Consider the following 24,238-nt stretch of genomic DNA (forward strand, 5'->3'; position numbering starts at 1 on the left):
AGAAGGTGGGGGCCGTGAGCCACTACAAGAGCAATCTGCGCGACATCGAGTTCAACCTCTTCGAGGTGCTGGGCCGTGACCGGGTGCTGGGCACCGGCCCCTTCGGCGAGGTCGACAGCGACACCGCGCGAGAGATCCTCGCCGAGGTGGACCGGATGTCCCGCGAGGAGCTCGCGGCGTCGTATGAGGACAGCGACCGCAACCCGCCGGTCTTCGACCCCGAGACCAGCACCGCGCCGATCCCCGAGTCCTTCAAGAAGAGCTACCAGGCCTGGATGGACTCCGAGTTCTGGCGCCTGCAGATCAACGAGGAGCTCGGCGGCACCCCCGCCCCCTCGTCGCTGGTCTGGGCGCTCGGCGAGCTCGTCCTCGGTGCCAACGCGCCGGTGTGGATGTACGGCGCGGGCGCGCCGTTCGCCGGGGTCGTGCACCGCAACGGCAACGACCGCGACAAGCGGATCGCCGAGATCATGGTGGAGCGCCAGTGGGGCTGCACGATGGTCCTGACCGAGCCCGACGCCGGCTCCGACGTGGGCGCCGGTCGCGCCAAGGCGACCCAGAACGACGACGGCTCGTGGAACATCGAGGGCGTCAAGCGCTTCATCACCTCCGCCGAGCACGACATGAGCGAGAACATCATGCACCTGGTGCTCGCGCGTCCCGTGGGCGTCGAGGGCGTCGGCGGCCCCGGCACCAAGGGCCTCTCGCTCTTCCTGCTGCCGAAGCACCACTTCGACCACGAGACCGGCGAGCTGACCGGCGAGCGCAACGGCGTCTACGTCACCGGCGTCGAGCACAAGATGGGCATCAAGGTCTCCAACACCTGCGAGGTCACCTTCGGCGAGAAGGAGCCGGCCAAGGGCTGGCTGCTCGGCGAGGTCCACAACGGCATCGCCCAGATGTTCCAGGTCATCGAGAACGCCCGGATGATGGTCGGCACCAAGGCCATCGCCACCCTCTCGACCGGCTACCTCAACGCACTCGAGTTCGCGAAGTCCCGCGAGCAGGGCGCCGACCTGACCCAGTCGGGCGACAAGACCGCTCCGCGCGTCACCATCACCCACCACCCCGACGTGCGCCGCTCGCTGATGGTGCAGAAGTCGTTCTCCGAGGCCATGCGCGCGCTGGTGTTCTACACCGCGAGCTGGCAGGACACCATCATGGTCGCCGAGCACGAGGGCACCATGGACAGCGAGGAGACCAAGCTCGCCGAGGCGGTCAACGACCTCCTGCTGCCGATCGTCAAGGGCTACGGCTCCGAGCGCTCGTGGGTGCTGCTGGGCACCGAGTCGCTGCAGACCCTCGGTGGCTCCGGCTTCCTGCAGGAGTACCCGATCGAGCAGTACGTCCGCGACGCGAAGATCGACACCCTCTACGAGGGCACCACCGCGATCCAGGGCCAGGACTTCTTCTTCCGCAAGATCGTCAAGGACCAGGGCAAGGCGCTGGGCCACCTCGCCGGCGAGATCCAGGCCTTCATCGACAGCGAGGCCGGCAACGGTCGCCTGAAGAACGAGCGCCAGCTGCTCGCCACGGCCCTCGACGACGCCAACGCGATGGTCGGCCACCTCATCAACGACCTGATGAGCGCCCAGGACGAGATCCGCAACATCTACAAGGTGGGCCTCAACACCACCCGCCTGCTGATGGCGCTCGGCGACGTCGTGTGCGGCTGGCTGCTGCTGCGCGGCGCCGAGGTGGCGCTGGAGAAGCTCGCCGGCGACGTGTCCGCCAAGGACAAGCCGTTCTACGAGGGCAAGGTCGCCGCGGCGCAGTTCTTCGCCGCCTACAACCTGCCCAAGATCAGCGCCGAGCGCGCCATCGCCGAGGCCGTCGACCTCTCGCTGATGGACCTCGACGAGGCCGCGTTCTGATCTGAGCCACCGCTCCACCACCGAGCCGTCGTCGGCCCCGCCCCGCGGGTGCCGGCGGCGGCTCGTTGCGTGCCGCAACCCCACCTGCCGACCAGGCGGCGCCCGTCGGACATCCTGACGTGGTGACTGTGCGCATCGAGCCCCCCAACTCCGTGATCCTCGTGGTGGCTCGTGAGGACTTCACGCCGCCCTCCACCTTCGCCGGACGAACGTGCGCAGCCACCTCCGACTGCATCGCGATCGGCGTGCGGAGTGTCGATGACGGGGAGACCGTCGTCTCCTTCGCCGCGCCCGGCCAGCGCCCTGACCTGATGGTCCTGGGCGAGTTCGTGGTCATCTCGGAGGGCAACCTGTCGGTCCGGAGCATCTACAACCGCGAGCACCTGACCGCAGGGGTGGAGGTCGGGGCGGTGACGGTCGAGGTGCTCGGCAACGAGGCAGCGGAACCCGACGAGGTCGTCCTGGTCATCCGCTCCTGAGCAAGCGGCACGCTCGCTCAGGGCAGCCGCAACCGGTGCGACGCTCAGGGCCGGGTCGGTCGTGAGGTCATGACAGGTGTCATGGGCAGGTCGTGACAACTCCCCCAGGCGTCGCGACGCGTCCGGACGCAGGCTGGAGCCATGAGCACACGAGCGGTCCAGATGACCGGGCTGACCAAGACCTTCGCCGCGCCGGCCGGCACCCACGGCCCCCCGGTCACCGCCGTCGACGCGGTCGACCTGACGATCCGGCCCGGCGAGGTCGTCGCCTTCCTCGGCCCGAACGGCGCCGGGAAGACCACCACCGTCGACATGCTCCTGGGGCTGACCAGGCCCACCAGCGGCAGCGTCGAGGTGTACGGCACCTCCCCGCGTCGCGCGGTCGCTGCCGGCCGGGTCTCGGCGGTGCTGCAGACCGGCGGCCTGCTGCCCGACTTCACCGTCCGGGAGACGGTGCGCGCCATCGCCGCTCTGCACGGCCGACCCGACCGGGTCGACCACGTCATCGAGCGGGCCCGGCTGACCGGGCTGGCCGGGCGGCTGGTGCAGGCCTGCTCGGGCGGGGAGCAGCAGCGGCTGAAGTTCGCGCTGGCCCTGGTCGCCGACCCGGACCTGGTGGTCCTCGACGAGCCGACCACCGGCATGGACGTCGGCGCCCGCCGGGACTTCTGGGACACCATGCGCGCCGACGCGGCGGACGGGCGCACCATCGTCTTCGCCACCCACTACCTCGCCGAGGCCGACGAGTTCGCCGACCGCACCGTGCTGATGGCGCGGGGCCGGATCGTCGCCGACGGTCCGACCGCCGACGTGCGCGCGGCGTACGGCGGGCGCACGCTCACCTTCCGCCCGCCCGCCGAGGTGGTGCACCCCCACGGCGTGGACCCCGCCTGGCTGGAGCAGGTGCGGACCAGCCTCGCCCCCCTCGGGATCACCGACCTCGACGTCTCCAGCGCCAGCCTCGAGGCGGCGTTCCTCGCCCTCACCGGCACCCCCCAGCTCCAGGACACGGCCCAGGAGGCCCTGCGATGACCACCGTGACGGCAGCACCTCTCGCCTGGCGCTCACGTCTGCTGGCCTACGGCCGCCTCGACCTGCGCCGCCAGCTGCGCGACCGGATGGGGATGTTCTTCGCAGTCGCCCTGCCGGCGTTCCTCTTCGTCGTCTTCGGGCTCGGCGACGACGAGGCCTACGGCAGCGGCAACGTGGCGCTCTACGTGATGATCTCGATGGCGGCGTACGGCGCCGTCTCGGCCACCACCACGGTGGCCGGCTCGGCGGTCAACGAGCAGACCACCGGCTGGGGCCGCCAGCTGGCACTGACCCCCATCCCGCCGCTGACCTTCGTGGCGGTCAAGACCGCCGTGGCGATGGTGGTCGCGGCCGTCCCGATCGGGCTGGTCTACGCCATCGGCGCGGCCACCGGCGCCCGGGGGAACCTGGTCGACTGGGCCGCCAGCGCGGTCATCGTGTGGCTCGGCTCGGCCGTGTTCGCGCTCTACGGTCTGGCGGTGTGCCTGGTCTTCTCGGGCCAGAACGCCGCGAGCATCGCCTCCGGGCTGGTCGTGATCATGGCCTTCCTCGGCAACGTCTTCTCGCCCATGGACGGCCTGATCCTGGACATCGGTCGCTTCACCCCGCTCTACGGGTACGCCGGCCTGGCGCGCTACCCGTTGAGCGAGGGCTACCTGCCGATCGATGCCGGGAGGGACTCGGTCTGGCTGCTGCTGGCTAACGTGTCCGCGTGGACCGTGATCTTCGCAGCGCTGGCCGTGTGGGGGCTGCGTCGACGCCGGGAGCGGGTGTGACCCAGTCACCGTGGGAGCGGTGGACCTGGGTGGTGGCGGGGGTCTGGCTGGTCTTCCTGGCCTACCCGGTCGTCGAGACCTTCCAGGCCGACCTCTCCTGGGTCGCCCGGGGCCTGACCCTGGGTGTGCTGGCGGCGTTCGCGGCGGTCTACCTGCTGGGCTTCGCCGTGTGGCGCCGGCACGCGCTGCGTGTCTGGCTCGCGCTGCTGGCGCTGGGGCTGGCCACCGTGCCGGGCATCGGCATCGAGGCGGTCGGGCTGACGCCGTACCTCGGGGCGTTCTCGGCACTGATGGTGCCTGCCCCGTGGTGGCGCTGGACGACCGCGCTCTCGGCGGTCCTGCCGCTGGTCTCGCTGGTCGGCGGTGACTTCCCCGCGTTCTTCTTCCTGATGGTCTGGCCGATCATCGGGTTCTGCGCCGCGATCCGGGTCTTCGGCGACCTCGACGCCCAGGCCGAGCGGGCGCGCGCCGAGCTGGCGCTGACCGCCGAGCGGGAGCGGGTCGCCCGTGACGTCCACGACGTGCTGGGCCACTCGCTGACCGCCCTGTCGATCAAGGCCGAGCTCGCGAGCCGTCTCGTCGACCTCGACCCCGACCGGGCCCGTGCCGAGCTGGACTCCATCCAGGAGACGGCCCGGCAGGCGCTGGCCGAGATCCGCGCGACCGTGGGCGGTCTGCGGGTCGCCGGCCTGGACGCCGAGCTGCGCACGGTGCCCGAGGTGCTGGCCGACGCCGGCATCGAGACCCGGGTCTCGGGCGAGGTCGCCGACACCGACCCGAGGCACCGCACCCTGCTCGCCTGGGTGCTGCGCGAGTCGGTGACCAACGTGGTGCGCCACTCGCGCGCCTCGCACGTCGCGGTCGAGCTCTCCTCCACCGGGCTCGTCGTCACCGACGACGGCACCGGGATGGACGCCGCGACGGGCGAGGGCAACGGCCTGCGCGGCATGCGTGAGCGGGTGACGGCGGCCGGGGGCACGCTGCTGCTCTCGGGCGGCGGAGCGAGCGGGACCCGCGTCGAGGTGCGCCTGCCGTGATCAGGATCCTGCTGGCCGACGACCAGGCGCTCGTGCGCGGCGCCCTCGCGGCGCTCCTCGACCTCGAGCCCGACATCGAGGTCGTGGCCCAGGTCGGCCGGGGCGACGAGGTCGTCGCCGCGGCACGGACCAGCGGCGCCGAGGTCTGCCTGCTCGACATCGAGATGCCGGGCCTGACCGGCATCGAGGCGGCCGCCGCGGTCCGGGCCGAGCTGCCCGGCGTGCGCTCGCTGATCGTCACGACGTTCGGGCGACCCGGCTACGTGCGACGCGCCCTCGACGCCGGAGCGGCCGGGTTCGTCGTCAAGGACACCCCGGCCCGCCAGCTCGCCGACGCCGTACGCCGCGTGCACGCCGGCCTGCGGGTGATCGACCCCGACCTCGCCGCCGAGTCGCTGCTGGCCGGCGCCAGCCCGTTGACCGCACGCGAAGCGGAGATCCTCGCCCTGGCGCTCGACGGGTCGCCCGTCGCGGACATCGCCGCCCGCGCCCACCTCTCGGCGGGGACGGTGCGCAACCACCTGTCCACCGCCATCGGCAAGACCGGCGCCACGACGCGGGCCGAGGCGGCCCGGGTGGCCCAGGACAACGGCTGGCTGTAGCCGGCTGCGCTTCCACCCGGCCGCGATAAGGCGGGCGTCCACCGGGCTCGGGGAAGAGGGCATCGGCCGCGGCGTAGCCGGAAGGACCGAAGACCCCTCGAGGGGGAGCCGCCAGGCGGGGGCCCGTCGACGCCAAGGCCGTTCGGTCCTTCCGACTACGAAGCCCTCGCACTATCCGCTCGTGCCGATGGTCGGGCGCCGAAGGTGCGGGCAACACCGCGCAGTGTTGCTATTGGCGGGCTTCCTGGCCTCAAGGCGCCGGCCGAAGCGCCGCCCTAAGCTGCCGTAACCGTCCCTCATCACCACATCCCCTGCAGAGCGTCCGACAACGAGATTGCGTTCGGTAGGTCGGGCGGACGGCCATGGTCCCGGGATCAGTCGTATGCGAGCGGTCTGGCCTAGGTCCCACCCGCCAGCCGCACAGCAGGCATCGGCAATCGTGGAAGACTTGGCGGTCAAACAATGCGGTCAGTGCGTGCCGCTCTATCGAGGACCTCTGATGCGTCGGTACCTGATCAATGATGAACCCCTAGAAGGACCGCACGGGATTCGGTTGCGGCTACGACCAATCCGAACCGCACGTCCGATTCCTCCCGACGATGAGGACTACTTCGTCGACTCGGTGATGTTGCAGTGCCAGGTGTGGGGTGGCGCGGCCACACCGCTCATCCCCGTGACGAGTGAAGGATACGTACACCCGCTGTACGCAGGAGGCTTGCGTGGTGCTGATATCGACGGCCTCGTCGGGCTGAACCTGCAGGACTTTGACCCGGGTCGGCCTGAACCAGTCGAAGTGCCTCCCTGCCCAGCACCGTGGTGGGGCTTGCAACTGGCCCCGGTCACGATCGCGAAACCGCAGGGGGAGCGGAAGTCGGTCGTTTCGTGTGCGGTGCTAACCGACGATGACCCATGGCGCGGCATCTATGCGGCGTGCCTGGGTCGACTACCAAGCAGTCTGGACCCTGTGATTTTGCACCAGGGCCGGTACCGCGAGGACCTGACGTTCGAAGACCTGATCGATCTAATTCCCGAGGAGGTCACGGGGAGCGCGGCGGACCTTCTCGAGCGCCTGCACCCTTCCCGCACGGTGGCTTCACCTCGGGCTGCGAGCATGTCCCGGCTCGCTTACGGCCGGATGCCGGCCACCGGGATACGGACTCGGAGCCATTCGTCTCCCATCCCACGCGGACGGTACTGGGCGGGTGACGCCGGCCCGAACATCCTGGTCGTGTGCACGCCCGGCAATGTCAACGACCTGGCGCTGCTCTGGAACCTGCGCGCCTCCCACGGCGATTCCTACGGCGTCCCCGTGGGGGTCTTGGCGGACTCCTTCACCCCCGACCTTGTCCAGCAGTTGGTGCGCTCTGAGCTTGTGGCTCGCCAGGGGTTCGGCGCCCACGCGTTGTACGTCACGAGCACCTCCTTGAATGTGACGGAGTTGGCCGCGCAATGGCGGGAGGCACGGACTGGAACGACCCAATGGCCGCGAGACGACGAACCGGTTGCGTTCATCGAGGCATGCCACCTGGTCGACATCGGTCCGGCACCGGCACGACACCGTCAGGAGGTGACGACCTGGACACAAGGACGCACCTCCGTTGTTCCGATACTGCCTGAAGACCGAACTGCGCTTTCCTGGTCGGGCGCGAACGACCTCGAGCTGCGCATCGACGTTGACGTCATCGACGCACCATTTCCTCGTCACCCGTCCGTACGAACTGGGCTCTTCACGGACTTCTTTGCGGGAACGGCGACACACAACGCAACAGGGACCCACGCCTCCCCTGCTGTTGTGGAGTGGCCAAGCACGATGCTGACCCTGCGGGTAATAGCCCAACGACACGACCTCACCGTCGAACCATCCGAGCCGGGGGTTGCGTGTATGACGTTGCTAAACGCGCTCGAGGGCGTCCACGAACTCGCCTACTTGGTTCACGGTCCGTTACTCAAGTTGTTCGACGAACTGGCGGCACGCACGGGCACTGCATGGGCAAAGGCGTTCAACCGCTCCGGTCAGCCGGTGGCTACGGAAGTGGCGCCGACCATCGACGACCTTCCGGACGTCCCGTTCGACAAGTTCAAGGCAGCTCTCGGAGTTAAGACCGGCCCAGCCCGGGCGTGGATGGCGTGGGCAGAACGACGACGCCTCGTCGTCAAGGGATTCCCTTTGCAGTGCGAACGGTGCGCAGCACGTCAGTGGGTCCCCGTTTCGGGTTACCGACCGCCAATCGTGTGTGTCGGATGCGCTCAGGTGATGGAGCACCCGTTCCCGAAGGAACAGATCACGTTCACTTACCGGCTCGGTGAAGTCCTTCGGCGGGTCTACGAACACGACGCCATGGGGCACCTACTCACTTTGCGCTACCTCAGCTTCCTCCTCGAAGGAGGATTCGAGCCGGGATTCATTGGTGTTCACCCGGGATTGAACTTCACACCCCGCGGCTTGGCCACGCGGCTCGGGGAAGCAGACATGCTGCTGTTCGAACGGGACGGCAGTTGTGTTCCCGCTGAAGTGAAGCGGTCGTTTGGTGGCGCGACCGAGGACGAGGTCCGCAAACTCACGACGCTCAGCGACGCCCTCGAATCACCCTGGGAGGTGTTGGCAGTCACGCGGTACGCCAAAGACGCCCCGGAGGGTTGGATCGACTCGATGCGCATCCGGCGCACCGACACCGAAGCCGGCCAACTCATCTCGGCGGCGTCCAAACCGGCCGGTAGTGCACGTCCGAGCAGCCTGCGTCCTCGGGTCGTCTTGACTCATGAACAGTTGCTTGACCCTTCTCCGATCTGGGAAATGGGGGCGAACCCGTTCGAGGTCACACCGATGGACCAGGCTGGGATCGTTGAGCGCGAGAAGCGGTTCGCGCATACCTGCGAGAGCCTCGCATCTACGAGGAATGTCTCCATGTTGGAGGAGTCGATGCTCTACGAGCCTAAACGCGACGAGACCTAGATTGTTGGGGTAACGAGAGCAGGGTGTAGGAAGTGAGTGCGGGACCGTCGCAGATTCGCGTCTCGCTCAACGCGCCCGCCCTGCGATGCGCCACACGTAGACCGCCCAGTCAGGCGCACCTGAGTGCGGAGGGCGGTAGAGCTTCGACCGGACACGGGCAGGGACGACAGGCAACTTGCCGGCAAGCTTTACCTGCATCGCATGTGGGAGTGTCGTTGTATATCCCGGACCCGAGCGGAGATAGTACGTCGACTCTCCCGGCCGCTGCGGATGCCTGATCAGCCGGCGTCCGGAGGCACCGCTCCCGTGTACCGCCAGCACCCCGGTCTCGAACAATTTGGCAACAGCACTTTTTCCACCTGCAAGCACAAAGAGGCACTCGGTTTCGGGGTTTTCCTGACTGATCAACGCAAGACGAGCGACGTCGTACAGGACGTTCTCTGCTCTTGCATGAGACGAACCCGCCCACTTCGCCTCTACGCAGAGCAGCGGCCTGGGCTCGTCGGAACGTGTCACGACCGCGAAGTCGATCTCGCGCTTGCGACCTGCTCCGGCATCTGCACGTTGGATCTCCGGCGCTGGGTACGACGGCAAAATGTTGTGCGTGCGCGGATTGATGTTCGACGCGATGATCTCGATCAGCAGACCGTGCAGATGGGCTTCACCGAAGCCATGGCCCCGATTGCAGGCGAAGTCGAAATCTAGTTTGCCGTTGATGCCGCTAACGAACTTTCGCGCCATTGTTGAAGTCGGAGTCACGCCGCTATCTAAGCGCACCCATGCCCGCTGGGGGGGGGCTCCCTCCGACCATCCGCATGAGGCGCTCTGCTTCGCCGATCCGCTCGACCCTGCCGCACTGAGGGCGGTCACGCTCGCCCGGTTCTGCCGCTGACAGAGCACCGTCCCGCCGAAGAGCGGATGCGTCCCGTCCGGGCGTCGTGACATGGTTCAGCGTGATCACCACTCTGTCGACCGACGCGCTTGGCGCTTGTGTCGCCCTCTACGTCGACACCTTCAATGCCCCGCCCTGGAACGAGTCGTGGAAAGCGGAGGATGCCGCTCAACGGCTCGGCGACTTCCTCGCTACTCCCCGCGCCCACGGTGTCTGTTCGCGAGACTCCGGCGGGGAACTGCTCGGCTTCGCGGTCGGTCACCTGGAACGTTCGGGAGTCGACGACCACTTCCTGCTTAAGGAGATGTGTGTTCGCCCGAGCAGGCAACGTGAAGGCCACGGCACCCGGCTGCTGGGTGCTCTCGCCAAGCACCTTGAGGATGTTCGGCACTGGTACCTCCTGACCGCGCGTGACAGCGACGCGTCAGCCTTCTACGAAAGGAACGGCTTCCGCCCCGCCGGACGCATGGGCGTCTTCGTCCGACCGTGACCGCGCGGAGCGCACTATCGGACTGAGGCATGCTTCCGCTCATGCCGCCTAGCGTGCGCCCGCGGCCATCCGGTTCTGCCGCCATCCGCGCGGTCGTGCCGATGAGCGCGCACCGACCTCGGAACCACTACCGCTATGAGATCGTCGAACAACCATGCCGCTGCCGAACTCGTCGAGCCTCGCCGACGCCGTCGCTTCCCGCCCTTGCGCCTGGAGACGGATCGGCGCGACGCTCGGCCTTGCGACCGCAGTCCTGTTTCTCGCCGGATGCGACCTGCCCTGGTCGGGCACCCCGACTGCGGAAGACCCAGAGGTCCGTCCGAGCGAGCTCACCGACACGGCTGGACAACCGTGCCCGCAGGAGTTGCCCATCGGTGAGGACCCGTCCGGCCACGGCTTCGGCATCGAGGAGGTCGCGGACGAACGCCCGACTCTCCTCGCACCGCAAGAGGCATGGGTCTGTCAGTACAACACCTTCGATGTCGGCACGACCGCCAGCGGCGGGGCCGTCTACGGGTGGAGTCGTGCAGGGCGTCCTGAACCCGTCGCCGCCACCGACCTCCCGAACCTGCAGGACGCCCTGGACGATCTTGCCCCCGCTGACCGCAGCGGTGGATGCAACGACGACCTCGGCCCACGCTGGATGGTCATATACAGCCACGATGGCGACCTGACCGGAGTAGTCGTCGACGACTACGGCTGCCGCGACGTCCGACTCACAGACAACCCGACCACGACGCCACCCGGTGCGGACAACCAGGAAGGGACGGTCGGCGGCGTTCTCGACGGTGGCGCTGCAATCCTCGATGTCCTTGGCGTCGGTCGCTCGAACTGACTATCCGGATCTGCCGCGTAGCGTGCGCTCGAAGACGCACGCTCCTGCCGCGTAGCGTGCGCCCGGCCTACGTCCCAGAGGCCATATAGGCGGCGAGGACGTAGTTAGGGTGTCTGTCCAGATTCTTGCGAGCTCGGTCGTAGCGCATGGTGGTCCTTGATCGGCGTGCCTGGCAGCGATCTGAACGTCACGTAGGTCCTCGCCGCCGTCGAGCGTTGTGGTGACGAAGGTGTGCCGAAGCATATGTGGGTGCATCCGGGCCGTCGAGACGCTCGCGCACTCGGCCAGGGCGCGGAGTCTGCGGGTGGCGCAGTGGCGATCCATCCTGCTGCCTGTCCGGCTTCTCAAGATCGGACCACTGAACCGACCACCGACGGCGCGCTCGGTCGCGCGACCCACGGCGGGTGGCAGCGGGACCAAGGCCACCTTGTCGCCCTTGCCCAGGATGCGCAACACCCGGTGTCCATGCACCTCCTCAAGGGCCTCGATGTTGGCGCCGGTTGCCTCGAAGATTCGCAGACCGAGCAGACCGAGCAGCGTCACCAAGGCGAAGTCATCGACATTCGAGGACTTCCGGGCCGCACTGAGCAAGGCCTCGAACTGGAGGTGACTCAAACGAGCGTCGGGGACTCGGCAGAGACTCGCGGACGGCGGACATACTCCGCCGGCGCGAGACCGTGGACGGTTTGTAGCGGCCGACCTCCTGCATCCAGCGGAGATACAGCTCGATGTGAGGACGCTGAGCCACCAGAGGTTCAATGCCCTGCCGTCCGCACCAGCTCAGAAAGAACGCAGATCTGACTCGGTGTGCACCCGGGACGGACCCTTGAATCGCGCGAGGTAAGCCGCGACAGCGATACGAAGCGCTGCGCTGGCATCATCGCCAGGCAAGAGGATCTGGGCAGTGTTCATCTCCCCACTGCGTCACTCGACGAACCCCGCATCAAGGGGGCACAACGGTGCAGGTCGGATGACGACGACGGGGAAGTCATCGTGGCCGCGGTGCACCCCGCTCCCACCAGTCAATGCCTACGCCGTCACGGATCAGGCCTGCGCTGAACTCTGGGTCGGCGAGGTTGCAGAACTTCCACAGTTCCTTCGCAGCCCGGCTGTACTGAAAGAGGACCCGGTCCGTCTCGAAAGCACTCAGGTCGCCGGCACGGAAACGGTCAACGCCGTCGCACACCCGCTGGACAAGCTCGGCCAGACGAGCCTCGTGATACGCCCGCACCACCTCGAGTGCGTCCCGCCGCTCCGACTTGCTGGACATACCAGCGAGGCTACTCATCACTCGTGGACCCTGCGTCCCGAAAGCGGCAGATGCGGAAGGTTAGGAACGTGCGCCGAGAGCCTGGAAGTTGACGTCGATTCAGCCTTGGAGCGAGTCCCGTACGTCCGGGCGGTCGAGCATGCCGATGCACCATGCGAAGTGGCCCTCCGAGAGGTCGGTCCCGTAGCAGCAGGCCGTCGTCAAGGCGTAGGCGGCGCGGTAGATCCAATAGCGGCGGTGGTCGCCGGTGAAGGTCGATAGGAAGGCTCGGTCCAACTCGCTCTCGACCTCTCGGGCACGTGGGCCGTACATGTCGAAGATGCTTGCAGTGACGGCTACGTCGAACGCAGGATCGCCAGCGGTTGTCATGAAGCCGAAGTCGAGGACGGCGGACGCATGGGCTCGTGAAGTCAACACGTTCGCTGCGATGAGGTCGCCGTGGATCAGGGTGGGAGTGGCGGGGGCGATCCGGTGAAGGGCCTCGACGGTCTGCGCGAGTAGGACGTCGACGTCGGGGAGTGCCACACGAAGTTGGGTCGCGAATCGCACTGCCCTACGTGTGACGAGAGCAGCAAGTTCGGTCTCGAATGGAGCGTTCGGATCGAACGGCGGTTCGTCCGGGAGCATCCGAAGGGTTCGGAGTGGCGGATCGCCGGGTATCTCTGCGAGCGCCGCCAGCGCCTCGATCATGGAGTCGATGTGGATGGTAGTCAGGCGGGGTGAGGTGCCGTCGGCTTGCCATAGAGGCTCTCCGGACAGTCGTTCCTCGATGGTGACGGGGGTTCCCTCGATCTCGCGTAGGTCGAGGATGCGCGGCATCGCGACCATGGAGGTGCCCGGTCGACGCTGGAACACCTCCTCGTGGAATTCACGAAGCACAGCAAGGTCGGCCAGACAGCGACCCGACCACACCTTCGCGACAGTGCCGCCGCCAAGGTCCACCACAGTGCCTTCCATCCCCGAGCCAAGCACTTGTCGATGCCTAATCCCGGCCCGTTGAAGTACGACCAGTACGTCAGTCGGGTCTCCATGCACCCTCGTACGTTCGCACAAGGCGAAGTGATCGCGCGCGACGACTTCAGACATGGCCCACCCGTGCCTGTCGAAGGCTTGGTCTATCCGCTCAGGTGCCATGAGCGGATGTCTCGCAGGTCGATCTATCGAACCTCAATGATTAGGGGGCATGCGCTCGTCTGCCGCGATCCGCGCGCACGAGTGAGGCCTGCTGCAGGAGGCCTCCCGACCGCGCGACCAACATGATGGCCACCCCACCAGTCACGAGGTAGCCGAGCTCTCCACAGGTGCACCCAGACCCTGGACAGAGGTCCCGACCTCTCGTAGAATCGAACACATGTTCGAGATAGATGTCGACCCGCTCCCCGGTACCCCGGGCGAGTGCGTCGCTGCGCTCGAGGAGCTCGAAGCGCTCAAGGCCCACCTCGCCGCCCGCCAGGCGCGGATCACCGCGCACCTCGACGCCCTGGAGGCCGACGCCTCCGACCGCTCGGTCGGCGCCCAGGTCGCCCTCGCCCGCCACGAGTCACCGCACCGCGGCACCCGGCTGCGCGCGATGGCCTGCACCCTCGTCGACGACCTGCCCCACGTCCTGGCCGCCCTCGAGGACGGCGTCATCAACGAGCACCGCGCCGAGATCCTCACCGCCGAGGCCGAGCACCTGCCCATCACCACCCGCAGCGCCTACGACACCCAGCTCGGCGACCTGCTCAGCGCCCGCACCACCCTCGGCGACCGGGCGCTGCGCCTGGCCGCACAACGGATCGCGATGCGCCTCGACGAGCAGTCCGTCCTCAAGCGCCGTGAACGTGCCCACCGCAACCGCCACGTCACCGCCCAACGCCGCGACGACGGCACCACCCAGATCACCGCCACCCTCTCCGAGGTCCACGCCGCCGCGATCATGCAGTCCCTGCACGCCCGCGCCGCCCAGGACAAGACGATCGAGGGCGAGGAACGCTCCTTCTCCCAGGTCGTGGCCGACCTTTTCGTGGCCCGCCTCACCGGCCAGGCCACCGCCGTCGCCACCCCCATCGCGATCAACCTCGTCGTCTCCGCCGAGACCCTCCTCGGCGACAGCGATGAACCCGCCGAGCTGGTCCCCATGACAGGAGGCGCCGGCGGCCCCATCCCCGCCTCCGTGGCCCGCAAGCTCATCACCTGCGCCCCCGAACAAGGCACCCGCGTACGGCGGCTCTTCGCCGACACCGAGCACCTCGTCGCCATGGAGTCCACCTCCCGCACCTTCGACGGACTGCTGCGCCAGTTCGTCACCCTGCGCGACCGGACCTGCCGCACCCCCTGGTGCAACGCCGCGATCCGACAGCACGACCACATCACCCCCGACCACGCCGGCGGCCCCACCAGCGCCACCAACGGCCAAGGACTCTGCACCGCCTGCAACCAGCTCAAGGAAGAACCCGACTGGACCCACACCGCACTCCACCGAGATGACCTCGACCCCCACGAAGTACAGATCACCTCACCCGCCGGCCAGACCACCCGCACCAGAGCACCCGACCCACCCGGCCTCGCCCCACCCGCACCCACCTGGGTCCTGGAATCACCCGGACACTGGGTCCTCACCGCCTGACGAGCTGCGCGGGTCGCCCAGCCCAGGAGGCCCCAGCCCAACGGCGGGCTGTCACAGCTAGATCGGGTAGCCGCGGTAGTCGTCGGGAGACCGGTAGCGGATCTGCTGGAGCATCCAGGCCCGGGCCTGCTTGGTGGCCCCCTGCACCGAGACGCTGAAGCGCTTGCTGCCGTAGAGGTTGGCGCGCACGTAGTCGAGGTCCTGACCCGGCGTGGGACGGGAGTAGGCCAGGCCGTAGGTCCACCCGAAGGGCTTGCGGTCGCCGTAGTAGGACCGGACCTCGGACTTCATCGTGGGCACGTCGCGCCACTCCAGCAGTCGGACGACCGCGGTGCCGTGCGGTGTGGCCCGGGTGCAGCTGAGCGCGGTGACCTGGCCGCCCGCGGTCCCGGACTGCGAGCACTCGCCGTCGAGGACGAACATGTAGCGCAGCCCCGTCGCCCCGGTGGGGCCCTCGGGGCAGGCGGACGCACCGCCGCTCACCTCGCTGCCGTCCCAGCAGCGGAAGTCGGGAGCGGGCTCGGCCTGCGACGGCTCCTGCGACGAGCCGCCGCCGTTCCCCTTGCCGCCGCCTCCGCCGCCGTTGCCGCCGCCGGTCTTTCCGCCGCCCTGGCCGCCACCGGCGCCGCCCCCGCTCGAACCGACCGGGGCCGGAGCCGCGGGCGAGGGGACTGTCGGACCGGCGCCCGCACCGGAGCCGGCGCCAGTACCGGAGCCCGCACCGGAGCCCGCGAGCGGTGCACCGCCCGGACGGTCCCCGACGGCTCGAGGGCCTGTCGCCAGGAGGGGGACCAGGGTGGCGCCCGGCTCGGCGGCCGGGCTGGTCGGGACGGTGGGGTCGCCCGACGTGGGGGTCGAGCTGGGTACGCCGAGCGGGCGAGGACCGCCGGCGGTCGCACTCACCTCGGCGCCGCGCTCGGTCACGAGGCCGACGTACAGACCGGTGCCGACCAGCAGGACCGCCGCGGCGGAGCTGGCGACCACTGTGGCGATGCGGCGGCGGCGCGGACGTCGGGGCGCCGCGGTCGCGGCGGGGACACCGGGCAGCACCGAGTGCCGGATCGAGGTGTGCTCCGGGAGGGTCACCGCGCCGGGTGCCTCTGCGCGGACCCGGGCCAGGTCGTGGCGCATCGCGCGCGCCGAGGCGTAGCGCTCGGCGGGCGCCTTGGCCATCGCGCGCGCGAGCACCCGGTTGACGCCGCGGACGAAGGAGTCGGTGCCGGGCAGCTGGGGCACCGGTGCCTGGAGGTGCGCCATGGCGATCTCCACGTCGGTGCCGGCGTAGGGCGCCGTGCCGGTGAGCACGTGCCACAGCAGGCAGCCGGTGGCGTAGACGTCGCCGGCCACGCCGGCCGTCTCGCCCTGGTGCCGCTCGGGGGCCATGTAGGGGAAGGAGCCGACCAGGCCGCCGGTGCGGGTGACCTCGGCGCCGGGCAGCGTGGCGATGCCGAAGTCGCACAGGAACGCCTCGGTGTGCTCCCCGCGGCGGCGCAGCAGGACGTTGCTGGGCTTGACGTCGCGGTGCACGATGCCGGCGCGGTGGGCGTCCTCGAGTCCGCCGAGCACCTGCGTGACCAGGTCGATCCCGGCCCCGGGCGCCGGCGCACCGCTCGCGCGCAGCCGCTGCAGCAGGTCGCCGTCGGGGACCAGCTGGGTGACGAGGTAGAGGCACCCGTCCAGCTCGCCGTGGTCGTGCACCGCGACCACGTGCGGGGAGTCCATCCGCGACAGGGCCATCGCCTCGCGCTGGAAGCGCTCCCGGTACTCCGGGTCCCCGGCGAGCTGGGGGGTGATGATCTTGAGCGCGACCTCGCGGTCCAGCGCGGCGTCGCGGGCGGCGTACACGACGCCCATCCCGCCGTGGCCCAGCTGGCGCAGCAGGTGGTAGCGACCGAAGTCCTCGCCGACCGACGGCATCCGGATCATGGGGGCTCCCGAGAGCGCTGGTGCGGGCAGTGGACGGGCCCAGTGAACCTGCCCCGGCCCCGCCGGGCCAAACGACCGGCCTAGGGTCTGGCTCCATGACGACCGTGGGCGCCGGCTTCCTGGCGGGGCTGAGCCTGATCATCGCCATCGGCAGCCAGAACGCCTTCGTGCTGCGCCAGGGCCTGGCCCGGCAGCAGGTGGGGCCCGTCGTGGCCGTCTGCATGCTCTCCGACATCGTCCTGATCAGCGCCGGGGTCGCGGGGATCGGCACCCTCGTCGAGCAGGCGCCCTGGGTGCTGGAGGCGGTGCGCTGGGGCGGCGCCGCCTTCCTCACGGCGTACGGCGTCCTCTCGCTGCGGCGGGCGGCTCGCGGTGGCGGGACGCTCGAGGCGGCCGCTCGCGGGGTGACCCGGCTGGCCCCGGCGCTGCTCACCGCGCTGGCGCTGACCTGGCTGAACCCGCACGTCTACCTCGACACGGTGCTGCTGCTCGGCTCGCTGGCCAGCGGCTACGGCCCCGACGGCCGGTGGCTCTTCGCGACCGGAGCGGCACTGGGGTCGGTGGTCTGGTTCCTCGTGCTCGGCTACGGCGCCCGACTGGCCTCCGGGCTCTTCGCCCGCCCGACCTCCTGGCGGGTCCTGGACGCCGTCATCGGCGTGATCATGCTGGGGCTCGCGGCCTCGCTCGCGCTGGGCTGACCCGGGTGCCGGTGCTCAGCGCACCGGGCGGATCGGCCCGCCGCCGGCCGGCACCTGCTCCAGGACCTCGACCTCGTCACCTGCGCGGATCGTGACCGGCTCGCCCCCGAGCAGGTCGGGCACCAGGTTGACCCCGAACCAGGTGGCCCCGTCCCAGCGCCGGATCCGCGCCAGCGACGCGATCGGCTCCTTGCCGCCGGTGGCGGTGTCGGGGTCGAGGGTGGTGATGACGCAGCGCGCGCAGCCCTTGACGGCGCGGAACACCGCGTCGCCGATCCGCACCCGGCGCCAGTCGTCCTCGACCCAGGGCTCGGTGCCCGAGACGACGACGTTGGGCCGGAAGCGGGTCATGGGGAGCGGCGCGTGCGCGCCCTGGCTGCGCTCGAGCACCACGTCGTTCAGCGCGGCCAGGGACGCCTCGGTGGCGACCAGCAGCGGGTAGCCGTCGGCCAGCGAGACCCGGTCGTCGGACTCACCGAAGTCGGGCGAGGTGGGGCGCCGCGTCGGGTCGTCGAGGTGCACCAGGCGCACCGGTCGACCCAGCACGTCGCTGAACCAGTCGTCGCTCCCCCGACCAGCCGCGGCCGCGGTCAGCTCGGAGTGCCAGAGCCGCACCGGCACCTGCTGGGCCGGGTCGGGGGTCGCCACCTCGAGCGGCGGTCGTCCCGGGGCCCGCACCCGGAGCCCGGTGGCCGTGAGGTCGGGCTCGAGCAGCAGCAGGGCGTGCAGCTCGCGGGCGGTGAGGGCCGAGCCCTCGGGGTCGACGAGCATCCAGCGCCGGTCGCCGGCCAGGCCCCAGGGCTCGACGACCGCCCGGTCCAGCTCCTCCCCGCGCGCGGACTTCAGCGGGAAGCGGTGGATCGAGGCGAGGGTGGTCGGCACGCGGGTCAGCCTAGGCACCGCCGAGCGGGAGGGTCAGCACCGCGGGCGCGTCGTCGACGATCCGCACGGGCACGCCCCAATCCTGCTGGTGCATCCGGCAGGCGGCGCCCTCCCCGCCGTGGAGGTCGCAGGAGGCGGCGCGGGCCGCGACGTGCAGGACGCCCTCACCGGCGTGCGGGTCGAGCACCAGGGTGCGGCTCAGGGAGGTCCCGCGCCCCGACCCCTCGCGCAGCAGGCCCGGCGGGGTCGCCTCGACGACCAGCTGGCTGGCAGGGCCGAAGCGGTCGTCGACCTTCTGGCCCGGCGGCGGGGCGAAGGTGACGACGAGCTCGACGCCCGCGGCGACCTCGGTCACCGGGCGCTGCGTGGTGCGTGCGAACCCCTCGGTGGAGGTGCCCGCACCCCCGAGCGGCACCCGGGCCAGCCGGTGCGCGGCGGACTCCACGACCACCAGGACCGCCGGGTCCGCGGGGTCGACGTAGGCCCCGCTCGGCTCGGCGAGACCCGTGGCCAGGGTCGAGGTGGTCCCGCTCGTGGGGTCGTAGCGACGCACGGCCCCGTTGTAGGTGTCGCAGACCGCGACCGAGCCGTCGGGCAGCACGGTGACGCCGAGCGGGTGCTGCAGCAGCGCCTGGTCGCCCGGGCCGTCGCGGAAGCCGAAGTCGAACAGCCCGCTGCCGACCGCGGTCCCCACCCGGGCGTCGGTGTCGATCCAGCGCAGGGCGGAGGTCTCGCTGTCGGCGAGCCACATCCGGTCCCCGGCCGGCGCGAGCCCGGAGGTCTGGGCGAACCACGCCTCGGGAGCGGGGCCGTCGAGCAGTCCCTCGTGGGCGGTGCCGGCCGCGACCTCGACCGCGCCGGTGAGCGGGTCGAAGGTCCACAGCTGGTGGATGCCGGCCATCGCGATCCACACCCGACCGCCCCACCAGGCGACGTCCCAGGGGGAGGAGAGGCGTTCGGTGCCGTCGCCGCTCATCCACTGCGTGCCGTCGCCGGCCAGGGTGCGGACCTCGCCCGTCGCGAGCGCCAGCCCGGCGAGGCGGTGCGCGACGGTGTCGGCGACCACGACGTCGTAGCCGACCTCGGCGGCGACGTCGGAGGGCAGCAGGCAGAGCCCGTTGGGCTCGCGGAAGCCGCCGGTGCGGCGGACGACGACGCCCTCGCCGTCGAGCTCGACGACCTCGTCGTGCCCGGCGTCGGCGACCAGGACGTGCCCGTCCGGCAGCGGCAGCGCCGTCGCGGGGAAGCGCAGGTCGGTGGGCTCCACGACCGGCGGCACGTACGGCGACCCGGCCGGCTGGAGCGTGCCGCGCTCGCGGTGCTGGGCCACCAGCTCGCCCAGCAGCGCCTCGATCGCGTGCGCGTGACCCTCGCCGGCGTACTGCGCCACCACGTAGCCCTCGGGGTCCACGAGCACGAGCGTGGGCCAGGCGCGTGCGGTGTAGGCCTGCCAGGTGACCAGCTCGGGGTCGTCGAGCACCGGGTGGTGCACGCCGTAGCGCTCCACGGCCGCCGCGAGCGCGTCCGGGTCGGCCTCGTGCGCGAACTTCGGGCTGTGCACGCCGACGACGACCAGCTCCTCGGCGTACGCCGCCTCGAGGGGGCGCAGCTCGTCCAGGACGTGCAGGCAGTTCACGCAGCAGAACGTCCAGAAGTCCAGCAGCAGGAAGCGACCACGCAGGTCGGCCAGGGACAGGGGGCCGTCGGTGTTCAGCCAGCCTCGACCGACCAGCTCAGGGGCTCGTACGCGCACGCGACCATTGTGGCGGTGGGCCAAAGCGGTCCTCGGCCGCCCCGTCCTGGGATATCTTCTGCCGTTCACACCAACGGAGGTCGCACGCATGCCACACCCCGACCTCCGGGCTGGCCCCGGGACCGAGCTGCGCGTCGCCTTCGACCGCTACGCCCGCATGGTCCGGCGGACGCTGGGCACCGACATCGCGCTCGTCAGCCTCGTCGAGGAGCAGCGCCAGGTCTTCATCGGCGCCGACGGGCTCGACGGGGAGACCGAGGAGTCCCGCCAGACCCCGCTCTCGCACTCGTTCTGCCAGTGGGTGGTCGCCGACCGGGAGCCGTTGGTCATCACCGACGCCCGGCTCGACGACCGGCTCCAGCACAACCTGGCGATCCCCGACCTCGGTGTCGTCGGGTACGCCGGCCACCCCATCCACGACCAGAACGGCGCGATCGTCGGCTCCCTGTGCGCCATCAGCCGCACGCCCCGCGAGTGGTCGCGCGACGACCTCGAGGCGCTGCAGGACCTCGCCGCCTCGTGCTCCAGCGAGCTGGCCCAGCGCGGCCTGCGCCACGAGGCGGCCCAGGCCGCCGAGCACGCTGCCAGCCTGTCGCGACGCAGCCGCGTGCTGCTGGCGCTCAGCGAGGGCCTGGCCAGCACCCGGACCCTCAGCGAGGTCGCCGTGGCGGTCGAGCGCGTCTCGATCGAGCAGCTGGGCTGCTCACGGGCCGGCATCTGGATCGACGCCCTGAGCGCGGCCGCGGGCCAGCCCGAACCGATCGCGGACGACGCGACCCTGCACTACGTGCCCCGGGACCAGGACGACTGGCGCTCGGCCCACCTCAACCAGCGGCTGTCCCAGGACGACTCCAACCCGTTGGGCAGCGCGATGGTGCGCCAGGCGCCGGTGTGGTTCCACGACCGGGCCGGCCAGAACGCGGAGTACGCCCACCTCGACCTCAGCGCCCAGGTCGGCGAGGCCCGGGCCTTCCTGCCGCTCTTCGACACCGGCGGGGTGGCCCTCGGCGCGATGGCGCTGATCTGGGACGACCCTCGCGACCAGACCCGCGAGGACCTCCGCACGATGACGGCGCTGGCCGCCTACACCGCCCAGGCCGTCAACCGCGCGCTGCTCGTGCAGGAGCGCCTCGACGCGCTGGTCACCCTGCAGGACGCCCTGCTGCCGAACCTGCCCCGCACCACCGACCAGGTCATCGCGGCGCGCTACCGGCCCGCCGCAGCGCGCGACCAGGTGGGCGGCGACTGGTACGACGCCGTGGTGATGCCCGGCGGCGACACCTCGCTGATGATCGGCGACGTGGTCGGCCACGACCTGGGGGCGGCGGCCACCATGGGTCAGATGCGCAACATGCTGCGCGCGATCACCTGGGCGGTCGACGACCGGCCGGCGGCCCACGTGCGTCTGCTCGACCACCTCCTGCACGACCTCGAGGTCGAGGGGCTGGCCACCCTCGTGCACGCCCGCATCGAGACCGTCACCGGCCCCGACGGTCGACCCGCTCGCTCCCTGGCCTGGACCAACGCGGGCCACCCGCCGCCGCTGCTCCTGGCCGCCGACGGCGTCGCCTCCTACCTCCAGGACGGGCCCACCGACCTGATGATCGGGGTCCTCCCCGACGTCGAGCGCGCCGACCACACCCGCGTGGTCGACGACGGCTCCACGCTCCTGCTCTACACCGACGGACTGGTCGAGCGGCGCGGCGAGCACCTCGACGAGGGGCTCGCGCGGCTGCGCGACGCGGGCTCCCGGCACGCGCACCTGCCGGTCGAGAAGTTCCTCGACGCGGTGCTGCGCGACCTCGTCGACGCCGACCTCGACGACGACATCGCCGTGATGGCGGTCCGCTTCACCCCCACCGACTGAGCGGCTACTGCTCGCGGCGCTCCTGCAGGCGCTGCTGCGCCTCCGGCAGGTAGGCCAGGCACGGCGCCTCGGCGCCCGGGTGCTTCTCCTGCAGGTGGAAGGTCCACCGGTCCATCGCCGCCAGGTAGCCGTTGTCGGTGCCCGGCCGGTACGTCGACCACGGGCGGCGCTCGGTCCGCCCGGTGGCTCGGGACGAGGCCGAGGTGGTGCACTCCATGCAGGCGATCCGGTAGACGAACGACTGGTCGGCCCCCAGGTCGATGGTCACCGTCGACAGGGGCCCGGCCTCCGCCGCCGCCTTGCGTGCTCGCGCTGATCGTGTCGCCGCCATCGGGCCTCCCTCGTCGACGCGCGAGCCTACGCGCCCCTAGGGTGCGGCTCATGGACTCCCCCGACGACCGCGAGCTCCTCACCGGCTACACCGACACGTGGTGGCAGGCCGTCCAGGACTTCACCGCCCTGCTGGAGGACCTCGACGAGGCCGAGTGGGACGCCCCGACCGACCTGGCGGGCTGGGACGTGCGGGCCGTCGCCTCCCACGTCGCGCACCTGGAGTCGGTGCTGGCCACCGGCGTGGAGGAGCACGCCGAGGTCGGCGAGCCCGCCCACGCGAGGGGCCTCATGAACCTCTACACCGAGATCGGCGTGGTGAACCGTCGCGGCGCCTCGCCCACGGCGATCATCGACGAGATCCGCTCCGCGACGACCACGCGGCGTACGGCGTTGCAGGCGGAGCCGCCCACCGACGCGGCGGGCAAGCCCGAGCGGGTCTTCGGCGGCGTGCCGTGGAGCTGGGGGCTGCTGCTGCGCAACCGGCCCCTCGACGTGTGGATGCACGAGCAGGACGTGCGCCGCGCCACCGGTCGGCCCGGCGGACTGGACAGCGTGCAGGCGCAGCACACGATCGACTACCTCGCGGAGTCGATGGGCTACGTGCTGGCCAAGAGGGCCGGCGCCCCGGTCGGCACCTCGCTGAGCGTGCACGTGGCGGGCTGCGAGCCGGTCAGCGTCGAGGTCGGCGACGACGGCCGCGGTCACGCCCTGCCCGGCCCTCCCGCCTCGCCCACGGTGACCCTGCACCTGGACCGGGACTCCTTCGTCCGCCTCGCCGGCGGACGCTGCGACGCGGAGCCGGGCGCGGTCCGGGTCGAGGGCGACCAGGAGCTCGGCCAGCGGGTGCTCGCCGCGATGGCCACCACCCCGTGAGCCGACCCGAGAGCCGACCCGTGGACGCCTGGCAGCTCGCCGACATCCCCGACCAGGCCGGTCGCACCATCGTGGTGACCGGGCCGTCGGTGGGCGGGCTGGGCCACGTGACCGCCCTCGAGCTCGCGCGGCGGGGCGCCCGGGTGGTGCTGGCCGGCCGCACGCGGACCAGGCTCGACGACGCCCGGGCCGCCATCGAGGCGGAGGTGCCCGGGGCAGACCTGGAGCCGCTGCTGGTCGACGTCTCCGACCTGGCCTCCGTACGCCGCGCCGCGGCGGAGGCGGGCCGCTTCGGCCCGCTGGACGTCCTGGTCAACAACGCCGGGGTGATGGGCACCCGGGCCGCCCGCACCGCGGACGGCCTCGACCTGCAGATGGCCACGAACCACTTCGGGCCCTTCGCGCTGACCGGCCTGCTGCTGCCCCAGCTCGTCGACAGCGGGGCCGGCCGGGTCGTGACGGTGTCCTCGAACCTGCACCGCGCCGCCCGCAGCGCCCCGCTCGAGGATCCGCGCGGCCCCGCCCGTCGCACCTCGCCGTGGCTGACCTACGCCCGGTCCAAGCTGGCCAACCTGCTGTTCACCTTCGAGCTCGACCGCCGCTGCCGGGCCGCCGAGGTCCCGGTGCTGGCCACGGCCGCGCACCCCGGCTTCGCCGGCAGCCACCTCGCCGTCAACGGGCAGTACGGCCGCACCAGCGGCGGCATCGCCACGATCCTCGACGCAGCCATCAAGGCGGTCTCCCAGCCGGTCGCCCACGGTGCGTGGCCGACCCTGATGGCCGCCACCGCCGACCTGCCCGGCGGCACCTACTGCGGACCGGGCGGCCTGGGCGAGATGGCCGGCGTGCCCCAGGTCGTCACCGCCCGGCGTCTCGCCCACGACGAGGTCGCCCAGCGCCGGCTCTGGGAGCTCAGCGAGCAGGTCACGGGAGTCCTGTACCCCTGACCGGCGGAAGGAGGCCGGGGAGTGATTCCCGGGGACTGGACGGGCGAGTCGCGCACTTGTCGGGTGTTGCAACGCCTGACAAGTGCATGAGTCCCCGGCCGACCGGGGACT

22 protein-coding genes are annotated in these 24,238 nt (G+C 70.8%); 14 read left to right on the forward strand and 8 right to left on the reverse strand.

Annotated elements, in window-relative coordinates; genetic code table 11:
* The first annotated feature begins 14 nt into the window (after positions 1-14).
* The 7 genes from I601_RS04930 to I601_RS04960 all read left to right on the forward strand — a co-directional run bounded on the left by I601_RS04930 (position 15) and on the right by I601_RS04960 (position 8,753).
* Positions 15-1,874 carry an acyl-CoA dehydrogenase gene (locus I601_RS04930; RefSeq protein WP_068107019.1) on the forward strand — a complete coding sequence of 620 codons (1,860 nt, stop codon included), beginning with the start codon at positions 15-17 and terminating at the stop codon, positions 1,872-1,874.
* 122 nt (positions 1,875-1,996) lie between these two features.
* Positions 1,997-2,353: a hypothetical protein gene (locus tag I601_RS04935; protein ID WP_157519884.1), complete on the forward strand. Its 357-nt coding sequence runs from the start codon at positions 1,997-1,999 to the stop codon at positions 2,351-2,353.
* A 141-nt stretch (positions 2,354-2,494) separates the two neighbouring features.
* The gene (locus I601_RS04940) at positions 2,495-3,385 is read left to right on the forward strand and encodes an ABC transporter ATP-binding protein (protein ID WP_068107024.1); all 891 of its coding nucleotides are present in this window, start codon (positions 2,495-2,497) and stop codon (positions 3,383-3,385) included.
* The gene (locus I601_RS04945; RefSeq protein ID WP_068107026.1) at positions 3,382-4,161 is read left to right on the forward strand and encodes an ABC transporter permease; all 780 of its coding nucleotides are present in this window, start codon (positions 3,382-3,384) and stop codon (positions 4,159-4,161) included. The genes I601_RS04940 and I601_RS04945 overlap by 4 nt, the downstream gene beginning before the upstream one ends.
* A complete protein-coding gene (locus I601_RS04950; protein WP_068107028.1) occupies positions 4,158-5,198 on the forward strand; it encodes a sensor histidine kinase in 1,041 nt (346 codons plus the stop codon). Before I601_RS04945 ends, I601_RS04950 begins: the two co-directional genes overlap by 4 nt.
* On the forward strand, positions 5,195-5,800 hold the full coding sequence (locus I601_RS04955) for a response regulator transcription factor (protein ID WP_068107030.1): 606 nt from the start codon (positions 5,195-5,197) through the stop codon (positions 5,798-5,800). The genes I601_RS04950 and I601_RS04955 overlap by 4 nt, the downstream gene beginning before the upstream one ends.
* A 499-nt stretch (positions 5,801-6,299) precedes the next feature.
* Positions 6,300-8,753 carry a hypothetical protein gene (locus I601_RS04960; protein WP_157519886.1) on the forward strand — a complete coding sequence of 818 codons (2,454 nt, stop codon included), beginning with the start codon at positions 6,300-6,302 and terminating at the stop codon, positions 8,751-8,753.
* Positions 8,754-8,819: 66 nt separating this feature from the next.
* Here I601_RS04960 and I601_RS21085 read toward each other — a convergent pair whose 3' ends face one another.
* Positions 8,820-9,494 (reverse strand): hypothetical protein, encoded by a 675-nt coding sequence (locus I601_RS21085; protein WP_157519888.1) that lies wholly within the window; start codon positions 9,492-9,494, stop codon positions 8,820-8,822.
* 212 nt (positions 9,495-9,706) lie between these two features.
* On the opposite strand from I601_RS21085, the gene I601_RS04965 reads away from it, so the two are divergent.
* The gene (locus tag I601_RS04965; protein WP_169834660.1) at positions 9,707-10,135 is read left to right on the forward strand and encodes a GNAT family N-acetyltransferase; all 429 of its coding nucleotides are present in this window, start codon (positions 9,707-9,709) and stop codon (positions 10,133-10,135) included.
* A gap of 154 nt (positions 10,136-10,289) precedes the next feature.
* Entirely contained in the window at positions 10,290-10,970 is a 681-nt protein-coding gene (locus I601_RS04970) for a hypothetical protein (RefSeq protein ID WP_068107036.1), read from the forward strand.
* On the opposite strand, the gene I601_RS21955 is transcribed toward I601_RS04970, so the two are convergent.
* The 3 genes from I601_RS21955 to I601_RS04980 form a co-directional block, all read right to left on the reverse strand.
* Entirely contained in the window at positions 10,971-11,729 is a 759-nt protein-coding gene (locus I601_RS21955; protein ID WP_418303086.1) for a tyrosine-type recombinase/integrase, read from the reverse strand.
* A gap of 229 nt (positions 11,730-11,958) precedes the next feature.
* A complete protein-coding gene (locus tag I601_RS04975) occupies positions 11,959-12,240 on the reverse strand; it encodes a hypothetical protein (protein ID WP_068114397.1) in 282 nt (93 codons plus the stop codon).
* Between the two features lie 99 nt (positions 12,241-12,339).
* Positions 12,340-13,197: a phosphotransferase family protein gene (locus I601_RS04980; protein WP_169834661.1), complete on the reverse strand. Its 858-nt coding sequence runs from the start codon at positions 13,195-13,197 to the stop codon at positions 12,340-12,342.
* A 394-nt stretch (positions 13,198-13,591) separates the two neighbouring features.
* On the opposite strand from I601_RS04980, the gene I601_RS04985 reads away from it, so the two are divergent.
* Positions 13,592-14,848: an HNH endonuclease gene (locus I601_RS04985; RefSeq protein WP_084527161.1), complete on the forward strand. Its 1,257-nt coding sequence runs from the start codon at positions 13,592-13,594 to the stop codon at positions 14,846-14,848.
* A gap of 57 nt (positions 14,849-14,905) precedes the next feature.
* Here I601_RS04985 and I601_RS21880 read toward each other — a convergent pair whose 3' ends face one another.
* Positions 14,906-16,774, reverse strand: a complete 1,869-nt coding sequence (locus I601_RS21880) for a serine/threonine-protein kinase (protein ID WP_068107038.1) — start codon at positions 16,772-16,774, stop codon at positions 14,906-14,908.
* A 95-nt stretch (positions 16,775-16,869) separates the two neighbouring features.
* Here I601_RS21880 and I601_RS04995 point away from each other — a divergent pair, with 95 nt between their 5' ends.
* Positions 16,870-17,472 (forward strand): LysE/ArgO family amino acid transporter, encoded by a 603-nt coding sequence (locus I601_RS04995; RefSeq protein WP_068107040.1) that lies wholly within the window; start codon positions 16,870-16,872, stop codon positions 17,470-17,472.
* Between the two features lie 15 nt (positions 17,473-17,487).
* On the opposite strand, the gene I601_RS05000 is transcribed toward I601_RS04995, so the two are convergent.
* A complete protein-coding gene (locus tag I601_RS05000; RefSeq protein ID WP_068107043.1) occupies positions 17,488-18,354 on the reverse strand; it encodes an MOSC domain-containing protein in 867 nt (288 codons plus the stop codon).
* 10 nt (positions 18,355-18,364) lie between these two features.
* Positions 18,365-20,107 carry an NHL domain-containing thioredoxin family protein gene (locus tag I601_RS05005; protein ID WP_218917752.1) on the reverse strand — a complete coding sequence of 581 codons (1,743 nt, stop codon included), beginning with the start codon at positions 20,105-20,107 and terminating at the stop codon, positions 18,365-18,367.
* An 88-nt stretch (positions 20,108-20,195) separates the two neighbouring features.
* Between I601_RS05005 and I601_RS05010 the strand changes: the two genes are divergently transcribed.
* The gene (locus I601_RS05010; protein ID WP_068107047.1) at positions 20,196-21,974 is read left to right on the forward strand and encodes a GAF domain-containing SpoIIE family protein phosphatase; all 1,779 of its coding nucleotides are present in this window, start codon (positions 20,196-20,198) and stop codon (positions 21,972-21,974) included.
* Between the two features lie 4 nt (positions 21,975-21,978).
* Here I601_RS05010 and I601_RS05015 read toward each other — a convergent pair whose 3' ends face one another.
* Positions 21,979-22,242 (reverse strand): hypothetical protein, encoded by a 264-nt coding sequence (locus I601_RS05015; protein WP_237089557.1) that lies wholly within the window; start codon positions 22,240-22,242, stop codon positions 21,979-21,981.
* Between the two features lie 113 nt (positions 22,243-22,355).
* Between I601_RS05015 and I601_RS05020 the strand changes: the two genes are divergently transcribed.
* Entirely contained in the window at positions 22,356-23,180 is an 825-nt protein-coding gene (locus I601_RS05020) for a maleylpyruvate isomerase family mycothiol-dependent enzyme (RefSeq protein ID WP_068107052.1), read from the forward strand.
* Entirely contained in the window at positions 23,177-24,127 is a 951-nt protein-coding gene (locus I601_RS05025) for an oxidoreductase (RefSeq protein WP_237089558.1), read from the forward strand. Before I601_RS05020 ends, I601_RS05025 begins: the two co-directional genes overlap by 4 nt.
* Positions 24,128-24,238 lie beyond the last annotated feature (111 nt).

Source organism: Nocardioides dokdonensis FR1436 (assembly GCF_001653335.1).
GTDB lineage: Bacteria > Actinomycetota > Actinomycetes > Propionibacteriales > Nocardioidaceae > Nocardioides > Nocardioides dokdonensis.

Coding starts and splice junctions, on each gene's coding strand:
- I601_RS04940 (WP_068107024.1), top strand. CDS start 2,495: ATGAGCACACGAGCGGTCCAGATGACCGGGCTGACCAAGACCTTCGCC.
- I601_RS04945 (WP_068107026.1), top strand. CDS start 3,382: ATGACCACCGTGACGGCAGCACCTCTCGCCTGGCGCTCACGTCTGCTG.
- I601_RS04960 (WP_157519886.1), top strand. CDS start 6,300: ATGCGTCGGTACCTGATCAATGATGAACCCCTAGAAGGACCGCACGGG.
- I601_RS21085 (WP_157519888.1), bottom strand. CDS start 9,494: ATGGCGCGAAAGTTCGTTAGCGGCATCAACGGCAAACTAGATTTCGAC.
- I601_RS04970 (WP_068107036.1), top strand. CDS start 10,290: ATGCCGCTGCCGAACTCGTCGAGCCTCGCCGACGCCGTCGCTTCCCGC.
- I601_RS04975 (WP_068114397.1), bottom strand. CDS start 12,240: ATGTCCAGCAAGTCGGAGCGGCGGGACGCACTCGAGGTGGTGCGGGCG.
- I601_RS04980 (WP_169834661.1), bottom strand. CDS start 13,197: ATGGAAGGCACTGTGGTGGACCTTGGCGGCGGCACTGTCGCGAAGGTG.
- I601_RS04985 (WP_084527161.1), top strand. CDS start 13,592: ATGTTCGAGATAGATGTCGACCCGCTCCCCGGTACCCCGGGCGAGTGC.
- I601_RS21880 (WP_068107038.1), bottom strand. CDS start 16,774: ATGATCCGGATGCCGTCGGTCGGCGAGGACTTCGGTCGCTACCACCTG.
- I601_RS04995 (WP_068107040.1), top strand. CDS start 16,870: ATGACGACCGTGGGCGCCGGCTTCCTGGCGGGGCTGAGCCTGATCATC.
- I601_RS05010 (WP_068107047.1), top strand. CDS start 20,196: ATGCCACACCCCGACCTCCGGGCTGGCCCCGGGACCGAGCTGCGCGTC.
- I601_RS05020 (WP_068107052.1), top strand. CDS start 22,356: ATGGACTCCCCCGACGACCGCGAGCTCCTCACCGGCTACACCGACACG.